This is a genomic window from Methylobacterium fujisawaense, assembly GCF_039619325.1.
GTDB classification, from domain to species: Bacteria; Pseudomonadota; Alphaproteobacteria; order Rhizobiales; family Beijerinckiaceae; genus Methylobacterium; species Methylobacterium fujisawaense.
Genome location: NZ_CP155000.1, coordinates 3,544,697 through 3,562,500 on the forward strand (window position 1 = coordinate 3,544,697; position 17,804 = coordinate 3,562,500).

The 17,804-nt window shown below is 64.1% G+C and carries 12 protein-coding genes and 2 pseudogenes (1 of these 14 cut by a window edge); 13 read left to right on the plus strand and 1 reads right to left on the minus strand.

Features of this window, described 5'->3' with window-relative positions; genetic code table 11:
* Position 1: 1 nt before the first annotated feature.
* The 11 genes and pseudogenes from tagH to ABC766_RS16905 all read left to right on the plus strand — a co-directional run.
* Positions 2–1,534: a type VI secretion system-associated FHA domain protein TagH gene (tagH, locus tag ABC766_RS16855; RefSeq protein WP_345819095.1), complete on the plus strand. Its 1,533-nt coding sequence runs from the start codon at positions 2–4 to the stop codon at positions 1,532–1,534.
* A 3-nt stretch (positions 1,535–1,537) separates the two neighbouring features.
* Positions 1,538–2,086, plus strand: a complete 549-nt coding sequence (gene tssJ, locus ABC766_RS16860; protein WP_345819096.1) for a type VI secretion system lipoprotein TssJ — start codon at positions 1,538–1,540, stop codon at positions 2,084–2,086.
* Between the two features lie 33 nt (positions 2,087–2,119).
* Positions 2,120–3,481 (plus strand): type VI secretion system baseplate subunit TssK, encoded by a 1,362-nt coding sequence (gene tssK / locus ABC766_RS16865; RefSeq protein ID WP_279900732.1) that lies wholly within the window; start codon positions 2,120–2,122, stop codon positions 3,479–3,481.
* Positions 3,478–4,308 carry a type IVB secretion system protein IcmH/DotU gene (gene icmH, locus ABC766_RS16870; RefSeq protein WP_345819097.1) on the plus strand — a complete coding sequence of 277 codons (831 nt, stop codon included), beginning with the start codon at positions 3,478–3,480 and terminating at the stop codon, positions 4,306–4,308. Before tssK ends, icmH begins: the two co-directional genes overlap by 4 nt.
* Positions 4,309–4,316: 8 nt before the next feature.
* Positions 4,317–6,944: a type VI secretion system ATPase TssH gene (tssH, locus tag ABC766_RS16875; RefSeq protein ID WP_345819098.1), complete on the plus strand. Its 2,628-nt coding sequence runs from the start codon at positions 4,317–4,319 to the stop codon at positions 6,942–6,944.
* A gap of 10 nt (positions 6,945–6,954) precedes the next feature.
* The gene (locus ABC766_RS16880; RefSeq protein WP_345819099.1) at positions 6,955–8,478 is read left to right on the plus strand and encodes a sigma-54 dependent transcriptional regulator; all 1,524 of its coding nucleotides are present in this window, start codon (positions 6,955–6,957) and stop codon (positions 8,476–8,478) included.
* On the plus strand, positions 8,475–9,272 hold the full coding sequence (locus ABC766_RS16885; protein WP_345819100.1) for a type VI secretion system-associated protein TagO: 798 nt from the start codon (positions 8,475–8,477) through the stop codon (positions 9,270–9,272). The genes ABC766_RS16880 and ABC766_RS16885 overlap by 4 nt, the downstream gene beginning before the upstream one ends.
* 25 nt (positions 9,273–9,297) lie before the next feature.
* Complete coding sequence (tssM, locus tag ABC766_RS16890) at positions 9,298–12,930, plus strand: type VI secretion system membrane subunit TssM (RefSeq protein WP_345819101.1); 3,633 nt, start codon at positions 9,298–9,300, stop codon at positions 12,928–12,930.
* Positions 12,927–14,429 (plus strand): type VI secretion system protein TssA, encoded by a 1,503-nt coding sequence (gene tssA, locus ABC766_RS16895; RefSeq protein ID WP_342143628.1) that lies wholly within the window; start codon positions 12,927–12,929, stop codon positions 14,427–14,429. The genes tssM and tssA overlap by 4 nt, the downstream gene beginning before the upstream one ends.
* Positions 14,426–15,250, plus strand: a complete 825-nt coding sequence (locus ABC766_RS16900) for a hypothetical protein (RefSeq protein WP_342143627.1) — start codon at positions 14,426–14,428, stop codon at positions 15,248–15,250. Before tssA ends, ABC766_RS16900 begins: the two co-directional genes overlap by 4 nt.
* Before the next feature lie 232 nt (positions 15,251–15,482).
* Positions 15,483–15,866, plus strand: a pseudogene (locus tag ABC766_RS16905) (integrase core domain-containing protein); the annotation flags it as partial.
* A gap of 117 nt (positions 15,867–15,983) precedes the next feature.
* On the opposite strand, the pseudogene ABC766_RS16910 reads toward ABC766_RS16905, so the two are convergent.
* Positions 15,984–16,136 (minus strand): annotated as a pseudogene (locus ABC766_RS16910) (IS3 family transposase); the annotation flags it as partial.
* Positions 16,137–16,483: 347 nt separating this feature from the next.
* Between ABC766_RS16910 and istA the strand changes: the two are divergent.
* Together istA and istB are read left to right on the plus strand one after the other, a co-directional pair.
* A complete protein-coding gene (gene istA / locus ABC766_RS16915) occupies positions 16,484–17,782 on the plus strand; it encodes an IS21 family transposase (protein ID WP_427902312.1) in 1,299 nt (432 codons plus the stop codon).
* On the plus strand, positions 17,782–17,804 hold the start of the coding sequence (gene istB / locus ABC766_RS16920) for an IS21-like element helper ATPase IstB (protein ID WP_127991182.1). 766 nt of this gene lie beyond the right edge of the window; 23 of the gene's 789 nt are visible here — the first part of the coding sequence; its start codon is at positions 17,782–17,784; its stop codon lies beyond the right edge, outside the window. Before istA ends, istB begins: the two co-directional genes overlap by 1 nt.

The following is a 17,804-nucleotide window of genomic DNA, read 5'->3' on the forward strand; positions in this document are numbered from 1 at the left end:
GATGACGACCTTCCTCACTCTTGTCGTGGACAACACGGCGCTGCTCGAAGGCGGCACCCGGTCATCGATGGTCTTCCCGGCGGAAGGGGGGCTGATCGGCTCTGCGGCGGATTGTACCTGGACGCTGATCGACCGGCAGCAGACCGTCGACGGACACCACGCCCGGGTCTTCCAGGCGGATGGTCAATTCTGCGTCGAGGCGCTGAGCACGCGCGGTGTCCGGGTGAACCATTCGGTCCGAGCGCTCGGCCCAGGCGAGCCCTTTCGGATCTCCGATGCGGACAGGCTGTCGATCGGCCGGTTCGACATGACCGCATTCCTCATTCAGCGGGTCGACGAGGCGGGCAGGTCTGCCAAGTCCGAGGATTGGGCACGGAAGTTCATTTCCGTCGAGTCGATCGTGGATCCTCGCCGGGAGGAAGAGGAGCACCGCAAACTTCTGGATGAGACCCTCGTGGCGCAGCATGGGCTCGATCCGTTCAGCGCGCGATTGAAGCAGAACGAGGAAGACAAGGATCCTCTCTCTTTCCTCTCGGATAGAACGGTCCGTCAGGGCGATCCTGTGACCTCCGACCCAGTTGCGGCTCTGAACCGGGAAAGTCCTCCGGAAGTGGGCACCGACGCAGCCGGACTCGAGATGTACGTCCTCGGCCGCCCCATCGAGGGACCACGGCCGGAAAGCCCTGACGATCTGTTGCCGACCTCGGCCTATTTCACACCGCAACGGGTGAAGGAGACTTCCATGAACGCTGCCGAGCACGGTCGGGCGGATTTCCCACTGGCCGGGATCCGCGATGAATTAGACAGCTATCTCGGCGAGCTCGAGAATAACATGCGGGATCGCAAGGCCCACGCTGCGCGCGGTCCAGACGAGGTGGCTGCCCGCGACGCTTGGCTCGGCGAAGTCCCGCTCGCGGAGGAGCGTGAGGTCGCACGGGAAGATCTGGTCGATCACGTGGTCCTGCGCCCCCTCTGTGCGGCCCTCGGCCTTCCGGTCACATCTCTCACAGGTCCCGAAGCTGACCGCTTGGCCGCCGATATAGGCGAGGCCTTACGGGCGGCGATCGACGGGCTGCGGAGGTTGAGCCAGGATCGGAGTGCGGCGGGTGTGCTGGCCAGTGACACCCATCTCCACGCCATCGAGGACAACCCGCTCCGCTTGGCCGGGGATGCGGACGAGGCCGTGCGTGACCTGTTTCTGGTTCACAGCCCGGTACACCTCTCAGCGAAGACGGCGATCGGCGAGAGCATCGCCAGCATCGAACACCATCAAGCTGCTGCCGCGGTCGCAACCGAGGCTGCATTGAAAGCTATTTTTGCAGCGCTGTCTCCGGTCACTCTGGCCCGACGCTTTCTCAAATACAAAGGTCACGTTCCGCGAACCGGCGATCTCGATGCGTGGCATTGGGGGATGTACCAACATTACTATCGAGAAATCGCGTCCGACCGGCAGGGCGGCCTCGCACGCTTGTTCTGGGAAGTCTTCCGGCAGGTGCACGACCGCGAGATGCGCACGCTCTCGGCAGGAGAATGAACCATGAGACGGGTGACGCCGCCTCGCGCCCTCCTGCTTTCCGTCGTCGTCGTCGGCTGCCTAGGCGCCTGCACGCCGCTGCAGACGATCCAGGGCGCGACCAAAATGGGGCAGATCATGATGAACCCCGACATGCCCATCGGGCCGCCGAAAGATCAGCCCTCGAAGGCGACGATCGCCATCTATGTCGAGGAGGATGCCAACAAGAACGCGTTCGGGCAGGCGGCGCCGGTCGATGTCTGGCTGTTCCAGCTCTCCGACGACACGCGCCTCAGGACTCTGGATTTCGCCACCCTTTCGGCATCACCCAAGGATGCGCTCGGGACTTCTTATGTCAGCCATAGGGAAAAGCAAGTCGAGCCGGGCAACTCTAAAGTGATAGATGATTGGAAAATCGAAGAAGAGACGTCGAGTATCGGCGTCGCTGTCGGCTACAAGGATATCGATCACATCAACTGGCGTAATCTGGATGCGATCAAGCCCAAAGGTGAGACTTACAAGATCGTCGTCGCGATTCGAGGCCGAAACGTCGCGATTCAAACGCATCGCTGAGCGGCAGGCTATGCGCCAGCTTCTGTCGAGGAAATGATGTCTCTTCGTAATGCCGTGATGTGGTCGGACGGCCTGTTCATCAAGCCGCAGCATCTGCAGCAGCAGCAGCGCTACCACGATTACGTGGCCCGGCGGCGCGGCGACGCACTCAGCGCCTACCAAGTGGGCTTCGAGCAGATCGAACTGAATACGGAGACTCTGCTTCACGGCAAGATCGACATCGTGCGCGCGAGCGGAATTCTTCCGGATCGGACGGTGTTCGAGATTCCGGGCGAGACGCCGGCGCCTGGCGCCCTCGATCTTTCCGCGGTGACGGTCGTCAACGAGATCGTCTACTTGGCCGCGCCCCTTGTGGTGAGCGGTTTGCCCGAGATCCCGACGGGTGAGACCACCACGAAGGGGGCCCGGTACCGGATCGCCGGTCAGGATGCCAACGACGTATCGAGCGACGACGCCGAGCCCTATTCGATCGAAGTCACGCAGCTCAACTTGCGCCTGATGCTTGGGCGGGAAGACCGCTCGTCCTTCGCCTATCTCCCGGTTTGCCGGGTGCAGGAGAAGCAATCGGACGGGTCGATCCGCCTCGACCCATCCTTCATGCCGACGAGCTATGGCCTCGAGGCGATCCCGCAGCTGACCCGGGTCCTCGACGATTTCACCGGCCTGCTTCACCAGCGCGCTTTGCAGATCGCGGGCCGACTCGGCTCGTTGAGCCAGAATGGCGTTGCGGAGATCGCCGAGTTCTTGCTTCTCCAGACAATTAACCGGTGGCAGCCGGTATTCAGGCATCTATCAACCATCAAGCGCGTTCATCCTGAACGACTGTACGAAATCTTCGCTTCTTCTGCCGGCGAGTTGGCCACCTTCACCCATGAGCAGCGACTGCCTGAGGCTTGGCCGCCGTACAACCACGAGATGCCGGAACATTGCTTCGACCCCTTGATCCGGTCGTTACGGCGCTCGCTCACCACGATGTTGGAGCCCAATGCGATCGTCCTTGACCTACACCGGCACAAATTCGGGGTCTTGACTGCGCCTCTGACGGATCCGGACATGATCCGCACCTGCGCTTTCGTGTTGGCTGTGCGCGCCGCCATTCCCCTTGACCGGCTCGCCAAGACGTTTCCCTCGCAGGTCAAGGTCTCGTCGATCGAAAAGATCCGGGAACTGGTTCAGTCACATCTTCCAGGTGTCGTCCTGCAACCGATGCCGACCGCGCCGAGACAGCTTCCTTATCACGCAGGATATACTTATTTTATTCTTGATAATAATTCGGTCGGCTGGAAAGACCTGCTCAAATCCAGCGGCTTCGCGTTTCATATCGCCGGCGACTTCCCCGACCTCGAGATGCAGTTCTGGGCGATCCGTGGTCGAACGGACGGGAGGCTGTCATGACCGATCGCGCCCTCGCCCGCGCGTCGGGATTCGACGCGCGGGAGCTCTTCGATACCGATCCGAATGCCCTCGCGGTGCGGTCTCAGGATCTCACCGCGGTGCCACAGGTTGAGCCGCAGCGGCCGTTCTCGTTCGAGATCCGCGGCAGCAGCCTCAACCGCGTGACCGACGCCAGTGCCGGCCTGATCGCGCTGATGCTGCGCATTGCCACGCTCGGCCATCTGGACGACATCGACACGCTGCATCGCCGCTCCACCATCGAGATCGAGTCGATCGAGCTTGAGTTGCACCGGCTCGGCTACGACCGCGTGAGCGTGCTCGCCCTCCGCTACTGCCTCTGCTCGGCTTTCGACGAGGCGGTGATGAACAGTCCCTGGGGGCTCGAGACCAACTGGTCGGAGCGCAGCCTGCTCGCGACGTTTCACAATGAGACTTGGGGTGGCGAGAAGTTCTTCGTCATCCTCGCGCGGCTGATGACCGAGCCGAACCGGTACATCGACCTCCTGGAGTTCCTCTATCTCTGCCTCAATCTCGGTTACGAGGGCCGCTACCGAGCCATGCACAATGGCCGCGTTCAGCTTGAGGCGGTCATCAAGGAACTGCACGACGTCATCCGCACGGAGCGCGGACCCACCGAGCCGCTGTCGCTCTTCAGGTCCGAAGGCATCGTTCAGAAGGCACACCGAGTCGCGTGGCAGACACCCATCAGCCTGGTGGTGATCGCGGCCTTCGCGACGGCAGTGCTCTTGTACCTGACGTTCTTCCTGCTGACGCGCTCTGAAGCCACACGCTCCCTCGAACAGCTCAACCAGATCATCGGCCGATGAGAGACGTCATGCGCGACATCGAGTTGATGCCAGGGCTCATCGAGCGCCTCAACCCCGTCTGCCACGAGGCGTTGCAGGGGGCAGCCGTCGCCTGCGTGTCTCACGGCCACCGGGAAGTCGCGGTCGAACACCTCCTCGTGCCGCTCCTGACGCAGCCCGGAGCGGATTGCCGGCTGATCGTCCAACATTGCGACGCCGATCCCGACCGGATCAAGAACGCGGTCGAGGGTGCGTTCGCACGGTTTCGCACGGGAGACGGCGCATCCCCACGTTACTCGACGCTCGTATGCGAGCTGTTGCAGGACGCGTGGATGGTGGCCTCCGTGCTCCTCGGAGAAGGGCAGATCCGCTCCGGCGCAATCTTGCTGGCTATCCTGTCCGATCTCGGGCGCTACGCCCGTTTCGATTACGGCCTGCGTCTGGAGCAATTACCTCTCTCCCATATCCGCGGGCAGTTCGACGAGATCGTGAAGTGTTCGGTGGAAACGCCGGTGATCGCCACGGCGGCCGCCGCGCCCCAAGTACTTGGGCACGCGCAAGATGCTGGCACCGCACTCGGACGCTACGGCCACGACTTCACCGAGGCGGCTCGCCAAGGGCGGATCGACCCGGTCTTCTGCCGAGACGATGAGATCCGCCAGATCGTCGAGATCCTGGCCCGGAGGCGCAAGAACAATCCGCTCTGCGTCGGAGAGGCCGGTGTCGGTAAGACGGCTGTCGTGGAGGGGTTGGCTCTGCGGATCGTTCAGGGCGACGTGCCTGACTTCCTCGTCGGAGCGTCCCTCTACGGCCTCGATCTCGGTGCGCTTCAAGCAGGCGCCTCGGTCAAGGGGGAGTTCGAGCGACGGTTGAAGGCGGTGCTCGACGAAGTGAAGGCCGCCGACCGGCCGATGATCGTGTTCATCGACGAGGCTCACACGCTCATCGGCGCGGGTGGCCCGCAGGGCGGCTCGGACGGAGCCAACCTTCTGAAGCCCGCCTTGGCGCGGGGTGAGATTCGCGCCATCGCGGCGACCACGTGGTCCGAATACAAGAAATATTTCGAGAAGGATTCCGCCCTCGTCCGCCGGTTCCAGCTCGTGCAGCTCGCCGAGCCCGGAATCGAGCAGGCGCGCATCATCCTCGGCGGCCTCGTTCCCGCCTACGAGAAGGCGCATGGCGTCTTCATATCCAGTGCCGGCGTGGCCGCAGCGGCAGCGCTCTCAGCGCGCTATGTCAGCGGGCGCCAGCTCCCGGACAAAGCGATCGATCTGCTCGATACCGCCTGCGCGCGAGTCAAGGCGAGTGCATCCGGCATTCCCCATCGCATCGACGTGCTGCGCCGCGAGGAGCTGATGCTCGCTCACGAGGCTGAGGCGCTGAACCGTGACATCAATGCCGGCCATCCATCCGGCATGTTCGGTGAGCGGCTGAGCCAGATCGGGGAGCGCCGCATCGCGATCGCGGCACAGATCGACCGCCTCTCCGGGGAACATGACATCCAGAGGCGGCTGGCCGGAGAACTCGTCGCGCTTCGTTCCGCGCGGGCGACGGCGGAGACACGAACCGCGATGGAGCGGCTGCGGGCAGAATTCGGGCGCGTGCGCGAGACCGAGCCCCTGGTTGCGCTGGAAGTGGGAGTCGATGAAGTCGCTTCGGTCGTCTCCGATTGGACCGGCATCCCCGTCGCGGCCATGACCCAGGACGAGGCCTTCCGACTGACGACGCTCGGACGGCGCATCAAGGACGCGATCCGCGGGCAGGATCACGCGATCGACCTGATCGTGGAACAGCTGCAGACCGCACGGCTCGACCTCCACAAGGCCGGGCGCCCGATTGGGGTGTTCCTGCTGGTCGGTCCCTCCGGCGTGGGCAAGACCGAGACGGCTGTGCAGGTGGCCCGGCTGCTGTTCGGTTCCGAGCGATTCCTGACCACGATCAACATGACCGAGTATCAGGAGCGTCACACGCTCTCGCGCCTGATCGGCTCGCCGCCCGGTTATGTCGGGTACGGTGAGGGCGGCGTGCTGACCGAGGCGATCCGCAAGACGCCGTACTCCGTCGTGCTTCTCGATGAGGTCGAAAAGGCAGATATCAACGTCCTCAATCTATTCTATCAAGCTTTTGATAAAGGGGAGCTGAACGACGGCGAAGGTCGAGCGATCGATTGCCGTAACGTCGTCTTCTTCCTTACATCGAACCTCGCGGCGGATGAGATCAGCCAGCTCGCTGCGCAGACGGGACAGGGCGTGCGCGTCCCTGAAATCCTTGAACGGATCCGCCCACGATTGGCCGAGCATTTCAAGCCGGCGCTTCTCGCGCGCATGCAGCCCCTGGTCTACCTGCCGCTGTCCGACGAGGCGATGGGCGAGATCGTTTCGGCCAAGCTTGCCGAGCTCGGCGAGATCCTGCGGGCGCGCCAGGGGGTCGTGCTGCATGTCAGTGCGGAAGCCGAGGCCCACATGCGTCGGCAATGTCTGGTGGCGACGAGCGGTGCCCGCCTCGTCGATGAGGTGATCCAACGCCGGCTGCTGCCGGAAATCTCCCGAGCCATCCTCCAGGCCGGACTGGATCACGTTGTTCTCGTCTCCACCACGGTCGACATCGGTGAGGGCGACGGATTCCGGTTCGCCTTCGAGACGGTCGTTGCGCCATGAGGACCGGCCGATGGAACTGACCGGCCGCCTCCTCGACCTCTGCCGCGAGGTCGCCGCTGCGGAAAATCTCGATGCGATGCGTAGAGCCGTTCTGCGCGGCCTTGCTATCCTCGCCGACGTGGAGAGCGGGTACCTCTACGGCCCGAACCAGATCGGCAATGCCTTTGTGTGCCTGGCGAGCGTACCGGCCCTGCTCGAAGGACAGGCGTTTCCGCTCGGACCGCTGCCTGGCGGGGCATGCGCGATCTCCGGGCTTCTGCGGGTCACTCAGGCGACGATACTGGGTCCGGGGGAAGGCGCTGACGCGTTGCGGGAGACGCTGTTCGGCGTCGCGGCGGGGCAGGTGCTCGCCATCCCCGGGCGGACGGGAACCGGAGCCTGGTCCGTCATCGCCTTGCTTCTGCTGCAGGAGGAGCGGGTCGTGCCACCGGCGAGCTTGGTGCTGCTCGACCGCTTCATGGCCTTTGCCGGAGCGGGGATGGAGCGCACCCTCCGCGTCGACTGCCTGGATGCCGCGTCGCGCCGCCTCGAGGCGGAGCCCGGCCGGGACACCGCAGGGCATGCGCGGGGCAATATGGAGAGGCGGCTGATCGGCGTCTCTCCTTCGATGCAACGATTGCGCGAGCAGATCGCCCGCGTCGCGAGTCGAGATATTTCTGTGCTGATACTCGGTGAAACCGGCACCGGAAAGGAACTCATCGCGCGGGAATTGCACGAGCTCTCAAACCGTAAGGACCATCCTTTCGTCGCGCTGAACATGGCCTCCCTGCCGGAGAATCTCGTCGAGGACGAGTTGTTCGGCCACGTCAAGGGCGCCTTCACGGGAGCCCAGGCGGCCCGCACTGGACTGATCGCTGCTGCGCGGGGAGGCACGCTGTTCCTCGACGAGATCGGCGACATGGCGCCGGCACTCCAGGCCAAGCTTCTGCGGGTGCTTCAGGAGCGGCGGTATCGGCCGGTTGGGGCCGACCGGGAGGAGAGCGCCGACATCCGCCTCGTGGCCGCGACCCATGCAGACCTGCCTCACATGGCCGCCGACGGGCGATTTCGCAGTGATCTGTTCTTTCGGATCGCGCAAATCCGCATCGTCAGCCCGCCGCTGCGAGAGCGGAACGGCGACATCATGCTGCTCGCCCATCATTTCCTGGCAACCAACAGCGCCCAGTTCGGGGGCGGGAAAGTCTTCGCGCCGACCGCCGAGGCCCTGCTCGCTGGCTACGCTTATCCAGGCAACGTGCGGGAGCTTCAGGCCATCGTGGAGCGCGCGGTGCTCCTGTCCGGCGAGCGCGCGATGATCGAAGCCGAGGATCTCGCTCTGGTGGCCCCAGCGAAGTCGCCGGAGTTCGGGGTTTCCGGCTTTGCGCTGCCGAAAGCGTGCGACCGATTCGAAGCCTCATTGATCACGCGGGCGCTCGAACAGCGCCGGGGATCGCGCCGTCTCGCCGCCGAGGATCTCGGCATCCCGCTGCGCACCCTATCCAACAAGATGCGGAAGCTCGGCCTCGATGGGCCAGAAGCGGGAGAGAACGCATGAAAACCGCTGGACGCATGATCGCCCTGGTGGTCTTCGCCATCGCGCCCGCTTGGGCCGGGACGCCCGCGCTGCCGGAAATCGACGCCTGTCGGGCTACCCGCGACCGGGTGGGACGTCTCCTCTGCTTCGATGCGTTGTTCAAGACTCCCGTCGAAGATAGCGCTGCGGAAACGCCGCCGCCCGAGACGGCCAAGGTCATCCGTAAGCCGAGTCCGCTTCGAGAACTCGGCCTCGACCAGGAGCGTGGCCGCCCCGACGGCGTGGCCGGTGCCCTGGTTCGTATCCGGCCCTGGCGCAGCGCCGCCTTCGTAGAGCCGACGACCTTCGAGGGCATCCTGACCGGCAGGGCGGGCCAGGCGGCAGACCTCCCCGCTGACCAGCGTGCCTGGACGGCCGACACAGCGGATGTCTTCCTGACGCTCCGTGAGGGAGACGGGGTGTCTCCGCTCGGGCGGGGCACGCTGGACCAGCGTTCGGTGATCATGCTCGCCTGCGAGGACGACATCACCGCCTTCTATATCCTTCTCCCCAAGCCGGTCGGCCACGCCCGCACCAAGTTCGCACTTACGACCGACCGGGGTGTAACCCTCAATCTCCACTGGCGGGATTACGAGAACGGCGACGTCATCCTCGCCGGCAGAGGCCTCGAGAGCATCGATCTCATCAAGTCTTTGATCAATTCGCGACGCCTCGCGATTCAGATCGACTATCCCGACGGTCCGCAGACCTACCTATTCGAGGCGGGACAGCTTACCGAAGCGCTGCGTCCACTTCGCCGCGCCTGCCACTGGTAGTCTCGACTTCAACCAGAGCCCCGCCATGCTGTCTTCTGGATATTCATCTGCCCAGATCGTGGCCAACACTGCCGCGTTCCTGTGGAAGTGGGTCGCGTCGGCTATCGGCGCCTCTGCCCTGATGGCCCTCGCCGTCATGGCCGCCATCTGGTTCGGCGGCCAGAGTCTCGACATCAACGGCTACAAGCCCTTCGCGACGACCTCACACCGGGTCATCGCGTTGCTCATCGTCTTCATCTGCTGGCTGATCGGCGTCGTGTTCGTGCGCTGGCGAACCCGCGGACTGAAGCCGCCGAGCCCTGAGAAGCCAGTGGTGCAAGATCCCGTGGAGCTTGAAATCGAAGCGATGCGGCAGAGCTTCCGCAACGCCGTGAAGACGATCCGCACCAAGTGGACTGGCGAAGAACGCGGCCGGCAAACACTTTATACATTGCCCTGGTACGTGGTGATGGGTCCCCCCGCGGTCGGCAAGACGTCGCTACTCGCCGCATCGGACATGAAGTTCCCGCTTGCCCATCTGCTCGGGCTCGAAAGCTTCAAGAGCATCAAACTCACGGTAGAGCCGCAATACTGGGTCACGAACGACAGCGTCCTGTTCGACCTGCCTGGAGCATGGCTGCGGCCAGCCTCTCAGAAGGCGGGAGCCGAGACGGGCGAGACCCGCGAGTCTCGCCTCTGGAACGCCTTCTCGGCCTTGTTGACGGAGCACCGGCCGCGCCGCCCCATCAACGGCGTCATCCTGGTGCTCGACATCTGTGAGCTCATGCGGACCACGGAGGAGGAGCGGGGTAACCTTGCCGCCTCGATCCATGGCCGTCTCGTCGAGATGTCGGAAGCGCTGGGGACTCGTTTCACGATCCACATGGTGGTCAACAAGATCGATCACCTGCTGGGCTTTCGCGATTACTTCCAGCAGTTCAGCAAGCTCGAGCGGCTCGCGCCGTTCGGCTTTTCGTTCGACGTCTATGACGAACTGCACGCCGACGCTTGGCGGGACACCTTCGCCACGGATTTCGCAGCCTTCATGGACCGGGTGAACGACGACCTGATCGACCGGCTCTACGCCCAACGCGATCTCACGGCGCGTAAGAACATTTACATGTTCACCCGGCAATTATCGGCGGCAGGAGTAGTTCTGCAACACTTCCTGGTCGATTGTCTCCAATCCGACCGTTTTTCGACTCCGCCTTTGGTGCGGGGTCTCTACTTCACCACGACAAAGCAGGAAGGCGTGCCGTTCAACGCGCTGCTCGCCCGCATCTCGCAAGACTACGCCCTGCCGGCTCCGGTCATGCCGGCCTATTCGGGCTTGTCGCAGCCGTATTTTCTTGCCCGGCTGTTTGCCGATGCCATCTTCACGGAGGCCGGGCTCGCCGGCGATAACAAGATCGTCGAGCGGCGCAAAATGATCGCCGTCAACTCGACCGGCATGGCCGCCGCCGTGGCGCTGATAACGTTCGGCTTCTACCTGTTCGAAGCCTACCGCGACAACGCCGCCCGGGCGGCGTCGGTCGTAGCCAGGACACGCGACTTCGTCACCCTGCCGCAGGGCGTCGATGCCTCTGGCGAGGTGGCACTGCTGCGGCCGGCGATGGATGCCATCCGCGACGCCACAACGGTCTTTCCCGACTGGCGCACCAAATATCATTTGCTGGACTACGTCGCGCTCTACCAAGGGCACCGGATCGGACCAGCGGTCGAGAAAGTCTACGCGACGCTGCTGGCGGAGCGGTTCCTGCCGGCCCTTGCGGCGCAAGTGAAGGACCGAATTGTCGCCCTCGGCCGAGACGATGTCACCCGGGACGAGGACGAACGCCTGAACCTGCTTCGGGTCTACTTACTGATGGGAGACAAGGGCAAACGCGATGCCCTCGACGCGCGCCTGGATGCCAAGGGCGCGCCGTCAAAACTCGGAACACGAGCCATCGAAACCTGGTTTTCCGAGCGATGGCAGGGCGCCTATCAGGGGCAGCGACAAGTGCAGGATTCCTTGAACGGGCACCTCGCCCACGCCCTCGAAGTGTCAGACGTCACGGTGGCCCTGCATCAACCCGTGATTGATGCCGCCCGCGCAGATTTTGCCAAGGTCGATCGCACCCAACGCATCCTGCGCCGCCTGGAGCGCATCGCGGAGATGCAGCACCCCGTCCCGGTCTCCTTTCGCAAGGAGATCGGACCGGCCTTCGACCTGATCTTCGATCAAGGAGCCAGCACCCCGCTCCAGGGCAAGGATATACAAATCCCATTTCTTTATACCAAAAAAGGGTTTCACGAGTTCTTCGTGCCGCAAAACGAGCAGATCTCGGCGATCGTCGTGGAAGATGCCTGGGTCATCGGCGAGCGCGACACAATCGCCTACTCGCCCGAAGACCTCGCCGCCTTCCGGGATAGCGTTCTGAAACGGTACGTCTCGACCTATATCGGCGTCTGGGACCAAGCGGTGAACGTCCTCGACATCACGGCGATGCGCAACCTCGACCACGCCATCGCAGTGCTCGAAAACGTCACCGGTCCGGCCAACGGGATCGGCCGGCTGCTGATGCTGATCAAAGCCAACAGCGTCGTCTACGAGCCGAAGACGACGGAACTGCGCAAGGACCAGCCCATAAAGGCCCTCGATAACACGATCACGCCGTTCGACCCGAATGAGGCGGAGGGTCTACGTATCGTCCGGCGGTTCGATCCCCTTGCTCGGATCGTCACGGCCACCGGCAGGCCTTACATGGAGGAAATCGTTGCCAAAGTCGGCGCGGTCGAGACCTACCTGCGAGAAATCCGCGCGGGCGAAGCTTCCTCCAAACCGCTCGCTCTGGAGCGGGCGCGGGAGCGGGCCACCCTCCAGGGAACCACTGATCCGATCAGCGACCTCGAGAAGGTGGGCGTCAACCAGCCGCCGCCGCTTAACAGGATCATGGAGAAGCTCGCCGCTCAGTCGTGGAAGGTCGTGTTGGAGGCGGCACGGCTCGATCTTCAGGCGGTCTGGCAGGGAGAGGTCTACCGCAGCTTCAGCGTGTCGCTGGCCAACAAATATCCCTTCCGCAAGAACACTCAGGAGGAGGTCACGCTCGACGAATTTCAGACATTCTTTGGGCCGCAAGGCACCTTTGATCGATTTTTTACCAATTATCTCGCGACTTTTGTCGATTTGAGCACACACAAATCCAAGATCATCGACCGTCAATCCATCGAAATCCGGCCAGAATTTCTATCGGAATTGGACAAATTGCACCAGATTCGCGCCATTTATTTCGACGCGAAGGGGGCGCCTTCCCTGCGCTATCAGATCGAGCCGCTCAGCCTGTCGAACACCGCCGGGGCGGCGATTCTGAATATCGAGGGACAGCTTGTGCCCTACCGGCACGGGCCAGCCCAAACCTACACGATCCTGTGGCCCAATGCCTCGACGACGCGCAACAACGCCTCGTCACTCACGGTCACCGGTCGATCGAATGGTGCGATCTCCCATAGCGGTGTCTGGTCAAGCTTCCGGCTGATCGATGCCGGTCGCGTTACAGACGTTCGTGGCCCGGCCGACCCGGTGGAGGTGGTGTTCAGCGTCAACGGCGTGAACGCCCTCTACGCGATCCGGGCGCTCGCTCCCGTCAACCCCTTCCGCGAGCAACCGCTCATGCATCTGCGGGTGCCGGAGACCTTATGAGCACGCGTCAGGCGGTCGCCGAGTCGGGGTTCGTCTCGGGCGAGGAGCGGATCGATCGCCACCGCTGGGTGGAGGCCGTCCTTGCTCCCCTTCCGGGCCCCGACGCCTATGGCATGCCGGCGGACGAGCATGAGAGCTGGGACGAGATCGAAACCGATCTGATGAAGCGCGGCACCCTCGTGCAGGCAAGTATCCGCTGGTCCGCAATCGCGGAGATCGCGGCGGCCTTGCTGCGCACCAGCTCCAAGGATCTGCGGCTGCTCCAAGTTCTGGTCCATGCCGCGCCGCATCTCCTCGGCCCTGAGGCGTTGCCCGTTTGTATGGTCGCCGCCGCACAATTCCACATCAGCTATGGGGGCGCCCCCCATCCCCGCAACCGGCCGCGCGAGAAACTCGCAGAGCTCCTCGTGAAGGGCCTTACAGATCTGATGCCGTCGCCGGGCCGAGGCCATCTCGATCCGGTCGACGCCATCGTCGTGGTTAAGGCGTGCGATGCGCTCGCGGCGAAGCTCGCCGAAATCTCGCCCGATCTCGGGCTTGACCTTGGCCTTATCGGCAGCCGGGCCGCCGAGATGGTCCGGGCCAACGGGGAGGCGCATCCGCTCCCGGCCCTCGCGCCCGCCGTTTCCGCAACTAAGGCGAAGCCGGATGTTCTGGATGCGGCCGCCCCACGGTCCGATCAGCTCCGCCTCGACCCTTCGAATGAGCGGGCGTTAAAGCAAAGTCTGGCGACGGTGGCAGAGTTTCTTCTCGAGCTTAATCCAGCCCATCCCCTTGCCTACCGATTGAGGCGGTTCTCCACATGGTACGGAATTTCCTCCCCACCGCCCTTGAGCCGCTCGGCGCAACGCAGCGTTCTGCACCCTGTAAGCGAGGATATTGCTGACAACTATCGTCAGGCGACCGAACGCGGAGGCGCCGACACTGCCCTCGTGATGCGGCTTGAGCGTACCTGCGGCCAGCAGCCGTTCTGGTTCGAGGGGCAGTATCTCCAGTACCAAATTGCCCTGAATCTCGGTCGTGAGGAAGTCGCTCAGGCGATCCGCGAGGAAGCGTCGCGCTTCCTCCGCACGGTCTCGGGCGTCGAGGCGCTCCAGTTCTCAGATGGCACGCCTATGATCCCGGAGGCCGTCCAAGCATGGCTCGAAGCCACCCGCCGTTCCGTGACGCTCGGGGAGACCATGTCTCGGCAGGAGGGCAACGAGGGCTTCCTCGTCGTCGATCGCGCATTCCAGGCGGCGGCGAGCCAAGTGCAAAGCAGTATCGAAGCCGGTCACATCGACGAAGCCCTCGCCCTGCTCGATGAGACGCGCGTCGGTACGCGGGGCCTGCGCAATCAGACGATCTGGGACCTCTTCATCCTCGAGAACTTGCGCAACCTCGGTTTGCGCAGCCACGCGGCGCGGCAGGCGGACCGTCTCCTCGCCTCCATCGCGAAGATCGGCCTCGCCGAATGGGAGCCGGAATTGCTCAAGCGTATCGAGAGACTCAAGGGATGAGACGAGAGTCCCAGACATTCGCCGTGCTGTGCCTGTGCGTCGCCGGGCTTAGCGGAATCGGCACGGCTTCGGCTGAGGAAGGGCCGGAACAGCCAAGCTTCGACCTGCGGAAGATCTGGCCATTCACGCTCCTGGCCGGACCTTCGCCCGAGGTGGAACGCGAGGCCAAGACGCAGGCCAAAGTGCAGTGGCTCGGCACGCATCGGCTCACGAGCGAACTCGGTCGGCAGGAGGATTGGCCCTCCGCTGCCGAGACTTGTGAAGCGAAGACCATGCGTATGATGGAGCGCCCGCGGCTTACGCTTCCCGAGACGGTGGCCGAAGCGTTCCGCCGGAAGGAACAGCGGCCGTGGTCTTTCATCCGATACGATGTAGAGGCGAAGGGGGTCGCAAGTGGTGTCGCAGCGATCGATTCAAGCGGTGACCCCGATTTCGATGCAGCGGCAGCGGCTGCGATGACTTCCGCACGCTTTGAGCTTTTGAACGGAACCGATCTCGCCAAGGGCTGTATCGCCTATTTTGCCGGCACCGACTATGTTGGCACAGCGCCCGTACAGCCGAGCGAGAAGCGGGAAGCTGCGGCCGTTCCACGGTCGCTCGCCCCGCACCGGCGGCCGAAGGCTATCCCGCCTTCAGGCACACCGGAAACTTCACCTTTGCAGGGTGCAAGCACTGAAGATAATTCCAGTCCAACCAAGCGTTGGTGGTATCAGGATGCTCGCGACCAGTCAGGTTCCGCCTCTCATACCGCACCAAGTGAGGGTATTACCTGTGCAACCTTAGCCGATAGGCTGGCTCGGCCCGTGCAGTGCGAGCGCTAGCATTTTGAGGGGCACCAAAAGGATTGCGGCATGGACGGCGGCAAGCTGAACATTGTGCGAACGCAGCCCACACCACCCTGGCCCCGGGCTCTTCACGGAGGTTGAGCGGACGGGATCCGTCGCGGGGCAGCTCGGCAGCGGCGTTCTGCCAGATGTCCTCACAGGTTAGGCTGATGTGCCGCCCGCCGAGCGGGGGGAAATGGGCGAGCACCTTGTCGGGCACAGGTTCACCGAGGCTGGGCAAGTCATCAAGGGCGAGCAGGTCGTGGCTGTCGTCGGCCGCTTGGCGCTGCTGCGCGGAGCACCGTGCGCGATTCTGGTCGATAACGGGCCTGAGTTCGTCTCGAAAGCCCTCGACCGCCGGGCCTACGAGAACGGTGTCACGTTGGACTTCGCACGGCCCGGCAAGCCGACCGACAACGCGCTGGTCGAGTCGTTCAACGGCCAGCTGCGCGACGAGTGCCTGAACGCGAACTGGTTCTTGTCGTTGGCCGACGCGAAGAGCAAGATCGAGACGTGGCGGCGGCACTGCAAAGAGAGCCCTCCTCACACCACCCTGGGGTGGCGAACGCCCCAGGAATTCGCCCTGGCGGCGGCCCTGCAGGCCGCCGAATGAGATCCGGAAGCTTACATCCCGGCCGGACCAAAATCCGGGGGACCCTCAAATGCCCGAAAACTTGCGCTCGACGCGGACCGGTTGGCTGGGTCAGGGTCAAGGGTCAAAACTTCAAGCCCGACGAGCGCGGCGTTCAGAAACGTGCAAGACATCGATGATGTGCGACACAGACATGTCGGCGCGCGTTGCTCAGACGTTTCCCCGGCATGCCTCCTTCTGGATCAGCTTGTCGAGCGTGAGGTCCGCAATCGCCTTGCGCAGCCGCTGGTCGGGTCACCGCGGATGGAAGCGGAAGGCGCTCCCAATCTTCTTGCGCCACGTCTCCAGCGCCTGTCGGGCGGCATCAGCCAGCTAATCAGCGATCGCTTTGGCACCGTTCAAAATATAGAAATCCGAAGCGAAGCAAAAAAAATAGTGATATTATAATATTTGAAGCGTCGTTACCGGGTCGATTTATTATACACGTAACGTTTTATGGCCTCGGCGAGCGCGGGGTCACTCAAGTCAGCCTTGTCGCTGAACAGGATTATGTCGCGCTCGCATTTGTCAGGCGACACGGCAAACTGACCCCCTGACGCCATGAGGATCTGACCCCCTCGATGAGCGAGGAGGTCGAGATGATCAGGAACGAGGCTCAGGCTCTGACGCGGATGGACGATCCGTGGAGGGCCGAGATGAAGACGCCGGACGACGTGTCGGCGATGATGCGGCTGCAGGCGCTCGGCTGGGGCGCGAAGCGGATCGCAGCCGAGCTTGGCTGTTCGAAGAACACGGTGAAGCAGTGGCTGCGACGGGGGGATTGGCGCCCCTGCGCGACGCCCTCGCGCTCGAAGCAGCTCGACGGCTTGGCGGACTGGCTGGTCGAACGCTTCCGGCAGCATGCGGGCAACGCCGACGTCGTGCGCCAGGATCTGGCGACCGAGAAGGGCATCCACGTCAGCCTGCGCACGGTGGAGCGGGCGGTCGCGCCGTTGCGGCGGGATCTGGTGATCGCCGCGCGGGCGAGCGTGCGGTTCGAGACGCGGCCGGGCGAGCAGATGCAAATCGACTTTGGCGAACGGCGCGTCGAGATCGGCGGCGTGCCGACTCGGGTCTCCCTGTTCGTAGCGACGCTCGGCTACTCGCGCCGCCTGCACGTGCGTGCCTTCGGCCACGAACGGCAGGAGGACTGGTTCGCCGGGCTGGAGAGCGCTTTCCGGGCTTTCGGCGGCGTGCCACACGAGGTGTTGCTCGACAACGCTCGCGCCCTGGTCTTGCACCACGACCCTGTGAGCCGCGAGGTCGTCCTGCACCCGCGCCTGCACGCCTTCTCCCGCCACTGGGGCTTCCGGGTGCGGGCCTGCGCCCCGTACCGGGCGCGCACGAAGGGCAAGGACGAGCGCGGCGTCGGCTACGTCAAGAACAATGCCGTGGCCGGCCGCCGCTTCGCGAGCTTCGCAGCCCTGGAGGCGCATCTCGATGCCTGGACGCGGGACGTCGCCGACCGGCGCGTGCACGGCACGACCGGCGAGGCGCCGGGCGAGCGGTTCGCCCGCGACGAGGCTCGGGCGCTACGGCCGCTCGCGGGCGTGCCGCCGTTTTCCGCCGCGCGCGATCTCGTGCGCCGGGTCGGAGCGGACTGCGCGGTTGCGGTCGACGGCAACGCTTACTCGGTACCCTGGCGGCTGATCGGTGAGCGGGTGCGGGTCACCGTGAGCGGAGCGGTGGTGCGCGTCCACCACGGCGGACGGGAGGTCGCCGCGCATGCCGAACTGAAGGGACGTCACGGCCGTGCGGTCGACGACGCTCATCTGGCCGGGCTCGTGGGTAGCCGTGAGCGACCGGCTCATCGGCGCGACCCGCCTCCTCTCGTGGCGACGCCGGAACTGCTGCGTCCGCTCGCCGAGTACGAGGCTGTCGCCGGGGGAGGCTTCTGATGAGCGAGGAACACGATCACCT

What these genes read in the sequence shown, in the direction of transcription:
- tssJ (WP_345819096.1), top strand. Translation starts at nt 1,538, where the DNA reads ATGAGACGGGTGACGCCGCCTCGCGCCCTCCTGCTTTCCGTCGTCGTC.
- tagH (WP_345819095.1), top strand. Translation starts at nt 2, where the DNA reads ATGACGACCTTCCTCACTCTTGTCGTGGACAACACGGCGCTGCTCGAA.
- ABC766_RS16880 (WP_345819099.1), top strand. Translation starts at nt 6,955, where the DNA reads ATGGAACTGACCGGCCGCCTCCTCGACCTCTGCCGCGAGGTCGCCGCT.
- tssK (WP_279900732.1), top strand. Translation starts at nt 2,120, where the DNA reads ATGATGTCTCTTCGTAATGCCGTGATGTGGTCGGACGGCCTGTTCATC.
- istA (WP_427902312.1), top strand. Translation starts at nt 16,484, where the DNA reads ATGATCAGGAACGAGGCTCAGGCTCTGACGCGGATGGACGATCCGTGG.
- ABC766_RS16900 (WP_342143627.1), top strand. Translation starts at nt 14,426, where the DNA reads ATGAGACGAGAGTCCCAGACATTCGCCGTGCTGTGCCTGTGCGTCGCC.
- tssH (WP_345819098.1), top strand. Translation starts at nt 4,317, where the DNA reads ATGCGCGACATCGAGTTGATGCCAGGGCTCATCGAGCGCCTCAACCCC.
- tssA (WP_342143628.1), top strand. Translation starts at nt 12,927, where the DNA reads ATGAGCACGCGTCAGGCGGTCGCCGAGTCGGGGTTCGTCTCGGGCGAG.
- ABC766_RS16885 (WP_345819100.1), top strand. Translation starts at nt 8,475, where the DNA reads ATGAAAACCGCTGGACGCATGATCGCCCTGGTGGTCTTCGCCATCGCG.
- icmH (WP_345819097.1), top strand. Translation starts at nt 3,478, where the DNA reads ATGACCGATCGCGCCCTCGCCCGCGCGTCGGGATTCGACGCGCGGGAG.
- tssM (WP_345819101.1), top strand. Translation starts at nt 9,298, where the DNA reads ATGCTGTCTTCTGGATATTCATCTGCCCAGATCGTGGCCAACACTGCC.